Source organism: Pseudomonas sp. B21_DOA (assembly GCA_030544685.1).
In the GTDB taxonomy this organism is placed as follows: domain Bacteria; phylum Pseudomonadota; class Gammaproteobacteria; order Pseudomonadales; family Pseudomonadaceae; genus Aquipseudomonas; species Aquipseudomonas fluorescens_AO.
Window position 1 is genome coordinate 4133316 of record CP086683.1, and the last position, 12657, is coordinate 4145972.

6 protein-coding genes and 3 pseudogenes are annotated in these 12657 nt (G+C 58.0%); 2 read left to right on the forward strand and 7 right to left on the reverse strand.

Annotation, left to right across the window (positions count from 1 at the left end; all coding sequences use genetic code 11):
* Positions 1-24: 24 nt before the first annotated feature.
* Together LJU32_19050 and LJU32_19055 are read right to left on the reverse strand one after the other, a co-directional pair.
* A pseudogene (locus LJU32_19050) lies at positions 25-1430 on the reverse strand (FAD-binding oxidoreductase).
* Positions 1431-1482: 52 nt separating this feature from the next.
* Positions 1483-2297 (reverse strand): annotated as a pseudogene (locus tag LJU32_19055) (helix-turn-helix domain-containing protein).
* A 265-nt stretch (positions 2298-2562) separates the two neighbouring features.
* On the opposite strand from LJU32_19055, the gene LJU32_19060 reads away from it, so the two are divergent.
* Entirely contained in the window at positions 2563-2835 is a 273-nt protein-coding gene (locus tag LJU32_19060) for a DUF1652 domain-containing protein (GenBank protein WKV91150.1), read from the forward strand.
* 49 nt (positions 2836-2884) lie between these two features.
* On the opposite strand, the gene LJU32_19065 is transcribed toward LJU32_19060, so the two are convergent.
* Positions 2885-5308 (reverse strand): UvrD-helicase domain-containing protein, encoded by a 2424-nt coding sequence (locus tag LJU32_19065; protein ID WKV87721.1) that lies wholly within the window; start codon positions 5306-5308, stop codon positions 2885-2887.
* A gap of 306 nt (positions 5309-5614) precedes the next feature.
* Here LJU32_19065 and LJU32_19070 point away from each other — a divergent pair, with 306 nt between their 5' ends.
* The gene (locus LJU32_19070; GenBank protein ID WKV87722.1) at positions 5615-6310 is read left to right on the forward strand and encodes a pirin family protein; all 696 of its coding nucleotides are present in this window, start codon (positions 5615-5617) and stop codon (positions 6308-6310) included.
* 54 nt (positions 6311-6364) lie between these two features.
* Here LJU32_19070 and pgm read toward each other — a convergent pair.
* The 4 genes and pseudogenes from pgm to LJU32_19090 form a co-directional block, all read right to left on the reverse strand.
* A pseudogene (gene pgm / locus LJU32_19075) lies at positions 6365-8010 on the reverse strand (phosphoglucomutase (alpha-D-glucose-1,6-bisphosphate-dependent)).
* A 108-nt stretch (positions 8011-8118) separates the two neighbouring features.
* Complete coding sequence (locus LJU32_19080; protein ID WKV87723.1) at positions 8119-9519, reverse strand: PLP-dependent aminotransferase family protein; 1401 nt, start codon at positions 9517-9519, stop codon at positions 8119-8121.
* Positions 9520-9568: 49 nt separating this feature from the next.
* On the reverse strand, positions 9569-11035 hold the full coding sequence (locus LJU32_19085; GenBank protein WKV87724.1) for a hypothetical protein: 1467 nt from the start codon (positions 11033-11035) through the stop codon (positions 9569-9571).
* A 549-nt stretch (positions 11036-11584) separates the two neighbouring features.
* A complete protein-coding gene (locus tag LJU32_19090) occupies positions 11585-12607 on the reverse strand; it encodes a zinc-dependent alcohol dehydrogenase family protein (protein ID WKV87725.1) in 1023 nt (340 codons plus the stop codon).
* Positions 12608-12657: the final 50 nt, after the last annotated feature.

The window sequence follows — 12657 nt, forward strand, 5'->3', positions numbered from 1 at the left end:
CCTGTTTATTGAGGTAAACGACGTTCAGTGCATGAAACCTTCCATGAACCCGGCAACCCGGCTGGCAAGCTTGCGCCGCCAGGGTGCGGTCGCGGGATTGGCCAGGGTCTGGTCTTCGTGCACGAAGCTTTTGATGATCGCGTTGTAACCGAGCCAGCGGCATGGCTCGGGCTCCCAGGCACGCAGCGCATGAATGCCGCCGTCGGGCAGCACCCACGGTTGTTGGGTCAGCTCGCTGTCGCGCTCAAGAATCAGATCGGCCAGCGTCCGGCCGCCAAGGTTGCTGGCACCAACGCCCTCGCCGCCATAGCCGCCGGACAACGCGATGCCGTTGGCCCGATCGCAGAGCATGTGTGGCTTGAAATGCCGCGACATGCCGAGGTTGCCGCCCCAGGCGTGGGTGATCTGCACGTTTTTCAGTGGCGGGAACAGTTCGCCGAACAGATAGCGGCGCAACTCGACTTCATCGCGGGTCAGGTTGAAGTCATGACGCAGCTTGCCAGCGAATTGATACCCGCCACGGGCGCCGAAAATCAGGCGGTTGTCGGCACTGCGCTGGCCGTAGGTGACCTGGCGGCTGAACTCACTGAAGGCTTGCCCACGATTGAGGCCGATTTCGTCCCAGGTCGCAGCGGACAGCGGCTCGGTGGCGACAATCAGGCTTTGCACCGGCAATTGATAACGGCCAAGTGGCGGCAAGGTCACCGAATAACCTTCCACCGCCGGGACGATCCAACGGCTGCGCACGCTGGCTTTGGCGGTACGCAGACTGCCGGACTGCCAATGGGTGACCGGGCTGTTTTCGTAGATTTTCACGCCCATGTTCTGCACGGTCCGCGCCAGACCACGGACCAGCTTCGCCGGGTGAATGGTCGCAACGTGGGGGCGAAGATGCCGCCATAGGGTTTCGCCACACGAATCTGCTGAGCCAGTTGCTCGGGGCTGAGCCAGCGGTAATCGTCGTCCGTCAGGCCTTGGTCGTGCAGCTTGCTCAGGTAATCGCGCAGAACGGCTTCCTGCTCTGGGTATCGCGCGGCGCAATACAGCACCCCGCCCTTGCGGTAATCGCAGTCGATGCCCTCGCGCTCGAGGACGATTTCCACTTCATCGGGAATGCTGTGCAGCAAGTCGAACGACGCTCTGCGCTGCTGCGGCGATAAGCCTGCGAGCAAGCGATCCTCACCCAGCAAGTTACCCATCAGCCAGCCGCCGTTGCGCCCGGATGCACCAAACCCGGCGGTTTGCGCCTCAATGATGGCGATATCCAGGCCTGGCGCGTGTTTCTTCAGGTAGTACGCCGTCCACAATCCGGTATAACCGGCGCCGATGATTGCAACGTCGACGTCCAGGTCCTGCTCCAGCGCAGGTCGCGCGAGCAGCGGCTCTTCGAGCTGATCCATCCACAAACTGATCGTGCGCCACGCCGACATGCCAGACTCCGCCACTGAAAACCTTCGATGGCGTCGATCCTAGTGGCTGCCTTCAGTGGCTGTCTTGCGCGCGTGCCCGCAGAGAAATTTGTTTGGCGTAGGCCTTGGGCGACTGACCGGTGTGCTCGCGAAAGCATTTGTAAAACGCTGACAGCGAATTGAAGCCGGCAGCAAACGCCAGCTCGTCGACACGCAACGGCGGCGTGGCGCTATTGAGCGCACGCAGCCAATGCTGCAGGCGCGCCTGATTGACGTAGCGATAAAAGCTTTGCCCGAGCACCTGATTGAGCAGATAGGAAATCTGATTGCGGCTGTACCCGCACTCCTTCGCCACCCGTTGCAAGTCAAGCTCAGGATCCAGATAAGGTTGCTGCTTTTCGAAATACTGCTGAAGGTCTTTGGCCATAAAGCTCAGTTGGCGCGGTGACAGACCGAGGCGACTGACCGCCGGACGCTGACTCGGTGCCGAACGGCCGTCGGCGTGGGTTCGCACCAGCGAGGCGTATTCATTGACGCGCCAGATCAAGCCGTCCTTGACCGTGATCGCTTCGCTGGAACGGAACGACACCAGACCATCGCCGCCGCGCAAGGTCACTTCGTACTGAATGAACGCGGTGTTGCCATCCACCCGAATGCGGTCGCAATGCTCGAGCAGTTCGTCGGATTCACGCGGCATGCTCACGCGCACATATTCACGCAGCTCATCCAGAGCAAGTACGCGGTTCTGAAAAAGTCGTTGTACTGGATGTCGGCGTGATAGAGCGCCATGACGCTGTCCAGATCCCGATGCTTCCAGCTCAGGTGATAGCGCATGACCGTGGCGGCCGTGGCCTGGGTCTGTTCTGGGCCGTCGTCATCGGCGTGCATAAGCGGCTCGGCGAAAAAGAACCGAGCTTGCCCAACTTCCTCTGCCGCATCAATGAAAAATCCATGGTGGCGTTTTGGCGATAATCGATGAGCCAGTGACTTACATCAAAAAATGCGAATCAATCGCTAAACAGACTGAAAAAACTCACAGTTTTTTCACACACGGATGCTACTTTTAAAGCTCAAGCACTGGTTGAGCCAATGAAGGCTCTTCCCACCTAACATGAGCAAAAGGAAGCGCTCGATGAAGCAGGCGGGCAACACCATGAACAAAGGGTCCAGCAAAGTTACCTTTCCCAACGCCTGCCAGCTGATGCGCTGGCATTTTCATCCCATGGGATTCGAGGCGACGATGGATGCGCCGGGCAGCATGATCGCCCGGCTGTTTGATCGTGCCAGCGGCGAAACCATGATCGCCATCGCCGGCATTCCATGCGCAACGGTGATGAACGCGGCGGATGTCGAGCGGATCATTGAAGCCATCGAAGATGAGCTGGAAGCTTTCACTCCTCCGGAATCTCTCAAGAACTACGCATAAGTGACTGATTTAAAAGAAAAAGCCCGCAGCCATGCGGGCTTTTTCTTGGTCAGGCGCTGGCTTTTTCGCTTCGATGATCGACGAAGAAAGGTTTGCCCTTGGCGACCCGATCCGACGCCCTCGGCATATTTACCGCTTGGCTTTCCTGCGGTTCGACGTACCAGTAGCAATGGCTGACGGCCCGGGTGATGCCAACGTAGGCGAGGCGCAGAATTTCATCCTTTTGCGCACTGTCGTACGGCTCGCTGTCACCCGTTTTGCCCAGCCCGGCCATACGGTAGACCTGATTCTTGTACGGCGAACTGGTCAGATGCTGGCAATCACCAAGCAGGAATACCGCATCAGCCTGCAAGCCCTTGGCGCTGTGATAGGTCAGCTGTTTCAGTCGCCGCGCCTCGTAAGGTAAGCTCGAATCCACATTAAGTACCGACTGAATATTCTGCTGTATCAGTAACTTATCGCTGCTTTTTCGATAAAGCATCAAGATTGAATCGCCGCGCCGGTAGTGCTCGGCGAGGCGCTCACCCAGCGCTTCATCATCGCGCTCAAGCACATTGACCGGCTGCAGCGGCTTGGGCTCACCACTGGCCCTGGCCTTCTTGCCCGCAATCGCCGGCGCTGCACGGACAATGTGCTCGGCGGCGTCGATGATGTGCTGGTGGCTGCGGTAGTTGTCGCTGAGCATGACCCGCGTTGTGCTGGGTGAAGGGAATTCCTTGTTGAACTCCATGAAGTAGCTCGGCGAACTGCCGCGCCAGCCGTAAATGGATTGCCAGTCATCGCCGACGCACAACAGCGACGACCGCTGCGCCCCACGCCCGACGTGCATGGCCGGACCACGGCTGCGGATCTCGTTGAGACTCGCGCGAATCCACGAAACGATCTGCGGCGAAACATCCTGAAATTCATCGATCATCAGATGCGCCATCGGCCGCAACAGCTCATCGCTGAGCAGCTTGAGGTTTTCCGGCGAATGCTCACTGAACAGCGCAAACATGCGGTTGTAGGTCATCACTGGCGGTTTCTGATCCAGCAGGTGATCTTCAAATGCGCGCCAGAACAGGCTCAGAGCCTCGAAGAAAAAGCGATCGGGATCGTCCTTGGCGAAGCTCATGCGACTGACCGCGTCCGGCACATCCAGGCCCAGGTTTTCGATAAAGCCCGCTGCGCCGACAAAACAATCCAGCAATGGTGCCGAAGCCAGCTCGCCTTTGACCTTGTAATCAAAGCCGGGACCGGCGCTGGCATCTCCGGCCAACATCGCAAGAACGCGCCTGGATGACTCGTAACTATCCAGCCATATCAATGGCTTACGGCAGAAAGCTTGAAACAGGGTGCGCTTGACCGCCCACTCTGCGCGGACACTCAGCTTGGCGGTGGGTCGGGTTAGCTGGGCGTTTTCCTTGGGATCGAAGCCGAGCACCACCCAAGCATCGACGCTCGGTATGTAACCGTGAGCGTGGAAACGCGAGCCGTTGATTTCAAATGTTTGCCGATTCGGCTCGATGCCTTTGATGGGCCACGCCCCTGCGCGAAACCACAGGTCCTCGATGACATCGCAAAGTTCTTCGTCGCGCTTGGCCGCAAGCTCGGTGACCGCCATGCGTTTCTGCACATCGGGATGGTCGCGCTCCAGTTCCTTCAACTGCAGCCCGGCACGGGACAGCGGCTGGATCAACTGGCGGAAACGCTCGTCCTCGTTGAACAGGCGGTGATAGCAGGCATTGAGTTGCTGTCGCTGTGCATCATTGATGCGCAGGTCAAACGGATTGCTGTCGACCTCCTCTGCGCCGCTTTGCGGGCGATCGCTGAGATTTTCGAACGCCTGCAAGCGCTCGAAACCCGGGAGACTGCGGACCATCGGCAGGATGCGCGAGTGAAAGGTTCGCACCAGTTCGCGCGCCTGTTTGGGGTTAAGCGGCTGGCCCCATAGGGTGAATATCTCGATAAGCTTGTTGATGAAGTCCTTGCGTGATTCGCGGGTGAAGGTCACCACGGTCATCGAATCCAGCTCAAAACCCAGATAATGGCTGAGCAACAGAATGCGCAGCACCAGCGTGGTCGACTTGCCGGCACCGGCGCCGGCCACCACCGAGGTGGACGGCGTATCGCTGAAGATCATCTTCCATTGCGCAGCGCTGGGCTGGGCGTGGGCCGGGAGCAAACGGGCGACGTCAGCCTTGATGCGCTTCTTCAGCTCCGCCGTCAGTGGCAGGCGCCAGTCATCAAACAGGTTGGTATCGACGCTGGGCGGGCGATGCTCGGTGCTGCGGCTGTCGCGAATCAGCACCACCTGGCGGCCTTCCTCCAGCCCCTCAAGCTTGCCCTCCTTGAAACCATATTCGACACCAGCGGTGTGGCCACTGCGGAATCCGTCGGCTTGCCCGTGCAGCCACGATGCCCGGTGCTGGGCGCGCAGTTTTGTCAGGCCGTGACCAAAGAATCGCGCGGCCAGACGCTTGAACCAGGGCATCTCGGCCAGTGGACGAAGTTCGGGAGGAAGATCGGGGTGTGGTGCGCCACGCTGACGGACTCCAGGGTGTGAGGCTGTGGCGGCTATGGTGTCTGGATTTACCGTTCAGTTCTAGCGAAATGCTTACAGGTCATCGGTTTAGGCGACGAATTGAAAGTCCGATGAAATGATTTCGAGCCGCTGTCACATCTAATTACTCGATCATGATGCAGCAGTTTTTGCGCTTTTTACCGATGATTGCTTGATAGATGATCGTCGTCATCAACCACGGGGTCCGCCCCTGACGACCCTTATTAGGAGACGATCATGCTTGAACTCAGACCCTTCAGCTCGCTGGGCGGCGCCCATCATGGCTGGCTGGACGCGCATCACCACTTTTCGTTTGCCGAATACTACGATCCGCAGCGGATGAGCTGGGGCAACCTGCGCGTGTGGAACGACGACATCATCGCCGCAGGCACCGGTTTCCCACAGCACCCGCACCGCGACATGGAAATCATCACCTACGTGCGTGAAGGTGCGATCACGCACCAGGACAACCTTGGCAACAAGGGCCGTACCGAAGCCGGCGATGTCCAAGTGATGAGCGCCGGCACCGGCATCGCTCACAGCGAGTACAACCTGGAAGACCAGGAAACCAGGATCTTCCAGATCTGGATTCTGCCGACCGAAACCGGTGCACCGCCCTCCTGGGGAGCCAAGCCGTTTCCCAAAGGCGAGCGCGAAGGGTTTGTCACTTTGGCCAGCGGCAAGGCTGGCGACGATGAGAGTCTGCACATTCGCGCCGATGCACGACTGGTTGCTGCGAACATCAAGGCCGGTGAAACAGCCGAATACCGTTTGGACGAGGGACGTCGCGCCTATCTGGTTCCGGCCACTGGCGTGATCGAGGTCAATGGCTTGCGTGCCCAAGCGCGTGACGGTGTGGCGGTGGCCCACGAGCAAGTGCTGACGGTCACGGCGATCGAGGACAGCGAGATCGTACTGGTCGACCTGGCTTGATCTACAGGCAACAAAAAAGGGCAACCATTACGGTTGCCCTTTTTCATGTGCGCATCATTTGCTGGAAATAGCGCCATCCACCAACGTTTGCGCTTCGGCCACCAGTTGCTTGAGGTGGTCATCGCCGATAAAGCTCTCGGCGTAGATCTTGTAGATGTCTTCAGTGCCCGAAGGACGCGCGGCGAACCAGCCGTTTTCGGTCATGACCTTCAGACCGCCAATCGCCTGATCGTTGCCCGGTGCATGGCTGAGAATGTTCTGGATCTTCTCGCCTGCCAGTTCGGTCGAGGTGACCTGCTCCGGCGACAGCTTGCTCAGCAGTGCCTTCTGTTCCGGGTTGGCCTTGGCGTCGACGCGTACCGAGAACGGCTCGCCCAGTTCGTCGGTCAGCGCGCGGTAGGCCTGGCTTGGATCGCGGCCGGTGCGCGCTGTCATTTCGGCGGCGAGCAAGGCTGGGATCAGACCATCCTTGTCGGTGCTCCATACGCCGCCATCCTTGCGCAGGAACGAAGCGCCAGCGCTCTCTTCACCACCAAAACCCAGCGAGCCATCGAACAGACCGTCGGCGAACCATTTGAAACCGACCGGCACTTCGTACAGGCGACGGCCCAGACGCTTGGCAACGCGGTCGATCAGGCCGCTGCTGACCACGGTTTTGCCGACAGCGGCATCAGCGCGCCATTGCGGGCGGTTCTGGAACAGGTAATCGATCGCCACCGCCAGATAATTGTTTGGTGCGAGCAGGCCACCGGACGGCGTAACGATACCGTGGCGGTCGTGATCCGGGTCACAGGCGAACGCCACGTCAAAACGTTCTTTCAGGCCAATCAGGCCCTGCATCGCGTGGCTGGACGATGGGTCCATGCGGATCTGGCCATCCCAATCGACGGTCATGAAACGGAACGTGGAATCGACCTGTTTATTCACCACTTCCAGGTCGAGACGGTAGTGTTCGGCAATGGCCGACCAGTAGCGCACCCTGCTCCGCCCAGCGGATCGACACCCAGGCGCAGTTTGGCGTCACGGATGGCATCGAAGTCGATAACGTTGATCAGGTCGGCAACGTAGGTGTTCACATAATCGTGGCGATGGGTCGTGCTGGCCTTGAGCGCTTGCTCATAGCTGATGCGTTTGACCCCGGCCAGTTTGTTCGCCAGCAATTCGTTGGCCTTGGCTTCGATCCACTTGGTGATGTGGGTATCGGCCGGGCCACCGTTGGTAGGGTTGTATTTGTAGCCACCGCTTTGTGGCGGGTTGTGCGATGGCGTGATGACGATGCCGTCAGCCAGGCCGGACGTACGGCCGCGGTTGTAGCAGAGAATGGCGTGGGAAATCGCCGGAGTCGGCGTGTACTCGTCGCCTTCGGCAATCATCACGGTGACGCCGTTGGCAGCGAGGACTTCCAGTGCGCTGGCGCCGGCCGGGGTCGACAATGCATGGGTGTCGATGCCGACAAACAGCGGGCCGGTGATGCCTTGCGCTTCGCGATACAGGCAAATCGCCTGGCTGATGGCCAGGACATGCCATTCGTTGAAACTCAAATCGAAGGAGCTGCCGCGGTGGCCGGAGGTGCCGAACGCCACTCGCTGGGTCGAAATCGATGCATCAGGCTGGCCGGTGTAATAGGCCGTAACCAGTCGCGGGATATCGACCAACAGTTCTGCCGGTGCCGGTTTGCCCGCAAAAGGACTGAGTGTCATGCAAAAACCTCTGAAATCGAAGTGGTTCAGGAAATGCTGCGCAGTTTACTGGCAGTTTGACCACCGTGCGACGGGATGTATCCGAAACACTTCCGATGTTTTTTAACATTATCGAGCCCCAGACAGGCGCAAGGCATCGCCGAGCAAACCGATGACACCTGATAAATCGCGCTCGCCGTGATTCAGCGCACTCAAACGCAGATGATCGGCATGCAAGCCTCGCAGACTGAACAGCTCACCCGGCGCCACGATGATTTGTTGCTTGAGCAATCGCCGGAAGACATTTGCCATGTCGACCGGTCGCACCGAACGCACCCACACCGTCGCCCCGCCCTGTGGCTCGACAATCTGCAGCGCGTCGCCCAACCGTTCACGCAACACCTGGATCAACGAGGAGCGGCGCTCACCGAGCATGCGTCGCAACACGAACAGATGCTGATCGAGACGCCCCCTGCTTAACAGTCTGGCAATCGCTTTCTGTCGAATGGGCGACAGGCGAAACGCACGGAACAGGAAATGCCGTTGCAACTCGTTGCGCCAATGCCGCGACAGAACGAAGCCGAATGGCGCTTCCGCACCAATGAATTTCTCGAAGCTGGAAAACACCAGCAAGCGATCCGGATCCAGCCAGTTACGTAACCGTTGCGAATCTGCGCGCTCATCAAGCTCGCTGTAGCAATCGTTTTCCAGCACCCAGATGCCATAGCGCTCGAGCATCTTCGCGATTGCCTGCTGATGTTCCTGGGTAAAACCGCAGCCCTGGGGCAGGCTCAACACTGAAGACAAAACCACCAGACGGACCGGCTCGTTCCTGAGCAGCATTTCCAGTGCCGACAGATCCACCTCGCCCTCGGCCAGCGAAGGCCATTCGATCACACGCACGTCGCACGACTCGAGCAGACGCAAAATCACCCAGTCACAGGGAGATTCAACCACGACGACGGCTTCACGCAACTCAAGCACCGAAATCAGAATTTCCAGAACGCCGCGCAGATCAGCACCAATATAAACATCATCGGCATGCCAATAATTCGCCGTCGAACAGGTGTACCGCGCTGCCAGGGCAACCCGCAATTCCAGTTCCCCGCAAGGCTGCACGAGGGTCTGAGGCTGGCGAGGGTATTGGCGCAGGAGCTCACGCTCCAACGTCATCAAAGGACTGTCCAGCGGTTGTAGCGATGCCGGTTCGTCAGCGCTCAAAACACACATGCCGGGACGTCTCGCGTTAACGTAAACGGTCTCCAGCAGATCACTGCCATCACCGGGCGCGTCCAGGCTGTAAAGCGCTTGAGCGTAATAACCTGATTTGGCTATGGAATAGACCCGCCCTTCTTTTTCCAGCAACGCATAAGCGTATTGCACAGTCGAAATCGACACATTCAGCCGGTCGGCCAGTTGGCGTAACGAGGGCATGCGTACTGCTGCATGCCCACCGGCATCGTCAATCAGCGTTGTCAGATACCGATAAACCGACTGGTAGACAAAATCATGTTCCCGTGCGCCCTTCACAACCTCAATTCCATGGACAGGGGTTTTCGGCCCGACCTTTGTCTCACCGTCAGCGTTCCGTTGACCGCTCGACGTGTGACACGGCGCCCACCTCGCAGGCATCCAGGTCATCGGAGGCGAACTCGGTCGGCGAGCACAACTGAACAGGCCCCATCGCATAGAGACGGGTGATCAGCCTGACGGGCAGACCACTGACTTCGGTCATCCATTTCAACACCTGCTCCGGGGCATGCAAGCCCTGCATGGCCCGGTGCAGATCTGGCATCGCGACCAGCATCCCTGGATGACAATTACGCAAAAACCTTTCAAGACCTTTGCCGCCGTCGATAAACGGTGCGAATAACAGGCAGACCAACTGCGTTTCGTTCAAGCCGAAACCATTGAGCAGGTAATCATCTGCCAGTATTCGCAGTTGCTCTGGCCCGCCGACATTTTCAAAACTGCACATCAAGTGTTCGCAAACGGGCTCCGCCGCTTGTTTTTGGCGCAGGTCGGCCAGGGTATTGCGGGCGTAGTCGTCGACTCCCGCTTGATACGCCCTCCCCTCGATGAATTGCGCGTACAAGCCTCGCACGTGGGCTGAAATCAGCGGATCGGCAAATAACGCTTCGCCCTGATACAGCGCCAGATCATCCGGTTCAAACCCCAGAAATTCGCCCAATAGCGGCCAGCGATCCTCCAGCTTGCCAACCATCATGTCGTTGATGTCGATAAAACTGGTGCGACGGCAGGCTTCGAATTCACCCACTGGGCGCCAGACGGTGCGCTCATCATCTGAACGTAGCTCGCGATAGAAATCGTCACCAAGCCCGTCGAGCAATGGAAAAAGCGCTTCGAATCCGCTCTGGACCAGCCCGGGGCCTGCGATCGCCACTCTCTGCATCGCACGGTTCAGGCCCTCAAGGAAATGCCGCTGACTGCTTCTTGTTTCAGTGCTGATCATGGCGTCAACGCCATTATTCCAGCGGGCGATCTGGCTGTAGTACTCGGCAGTGGCCAGGTAAGCGTCATCCCACAATTCGGGAGTCTCAATCCAGGTACGACAGTGCCCTACGAGCAGCAGATTAACCCGACTGGCTTCATGACCGTCGTTGCTGACGGCTGTGCGGTGGTCGAAGGGCAGCACCTCGCGGTTATCCACCATCAGCAGCTCGACCCGGGGGTCGTCATAGAGAAACAGTGCGCTGAAGCTGCGATGCAGGTTTTGCAGATTGCCAGGGCTGTCACCGTTCCAGCGCAGGGTAGCAACGCGCAGCTGGAATGTAGCAGGGGCGCGACTGGCAATGGTCAACTGCGCTGCGCGAAGCAAAGCCAGGGTGTAGCAGCTGTCCCGCGAGCCAGACTGATGCACAAGCACCTTGAACTGCCCGACGTTGTCCATTCCGCCGGCCGCCACGACCAGGCGCTGGATCAATAACTGCAAAGCTGTGCGCTCGGCGCGGGAAAAGAAACTCAGCAAACGCTGCAAAACTTGCTGATAAACATAGTTCATTGCCTGATCGTGGATCGTGCTCATCGGTATTTACCCGGTATAGAAAATTTCATGCCGCATGCACTGGACAGTGTGCGCCCGACAAATTGGATCAATAAGTAATAGACGCTGAAATGCTAACACTTACAAAGTTGTAGTTATTTGAAACACTTGACCTGCGAAAAAACCGTTAGCGGCAAAGCAAATTTTATAACCATTTGTTTTTACTAACATTTTTTCAGCGACCATTAATCTGAGGAAACTTCCCACAACGTCTCACGAAGATTCATTACAAGAAAAAGAGACGCAACTTCGGAATCGCCCTACAGCAATTAAACAGAAATTGACGAAGCCAATCGGGTTAGCCGTTTGATATTGCCGAGGACAAATTGAATGCACAGCCATAGCTCATTCCTTGAGATGAAAGTAATCATTCAATTATCAGCACTTGGAATACGATTAGAAGATACAGATGTCGAGCAAAAACCAGTTCAGTTGCTGAAGTGGTGAAGAGCGCGGCAGCGGGAAAGGTTTACTGACTGGACAGAAATAAACAAAAAGAGTCCGTGAGGCCACGGACTCTGATGAGTTGATTTACGCTGGCTCGACTTGCAGGGCAACCCGCTCGCGGCACGGGCATTCGTCCATGTAGCGATGCGCTTCGACGAATTCGTTGAACGGAAATACTCTAGTCTTCAACGGCAGCAACACACGGTCGGCCGTCAACTGGTTGATGTCACGCAAGGCACGTTGCAGAGCAACATGGTCCTGAACAATGCCCAGCTCCGGCTTGCCGGTAAAATTACCGATGCAGTGCACAAAGAACTGGATGTTCTTCTGGAACGCTGCGCACGCCGGGAACGGGGTCTGATTACCACCCTGCAGGCCGTACAGCACCAGACTGCCGCGTGGTGCCAGCACATCGCCGAGCAAGGACATCTGCGGGCCACCAAGACCATCGAAAACCACATCGACACCGCGGTTATCAGTGATCTTGTTGATGCGCATCAACAGATCTTCCTCTTCGGTGACGATGACCTTTTCCGCGCCCAGGGACAGCAGGTACTCACGCTCCTCCGCCGATTTGGTCGCGGCGATCACTCGCACACCCAGCGCTTTGCCCAATTGCACAAACGACGGGCCGGCGCAGTGGCTGGCGTCAGTGACCAGCGCAAATTGGCCGGGTTTGACTCGTGCCAGATCGGCATACGCGAAGTAGGCGATCAGCAGCGGCGTGTAATGCACGCTCGCTTCGATCGGGCTAAGCACATCTGGATAACGGGTCAGCGCCGTGCGGGGCAGGACGATCGACTCGCCGTAAACCGGATAGTCGTTCGGGCTTTCGGCCGGAAAACTGGCCACTTTGTCGCCGACGGACAGGTCGTTTACGTCAGCGCCCACCGCAGTGACGACGCCAGCCATTTCATGACCGAGGCCCGAAGGCAGACGTGCCTGGGACGAGGCCAGATTCTGACGCCACAGGGTGTCGTACCAACTGATGCCGATTGCCTCGACACGCACCTGCACTTCGCCAGGACCTGGCTGAGCAGCCGCATGCTCTTCGCATTTGAGCACCTCGGCCGGACCAAACTTGTGAAAACGGATCGTGCGGGACATCGCAAACCTCGTCAAAGTAACCTCTAATGCAATGAACTCTATCTGGGCTT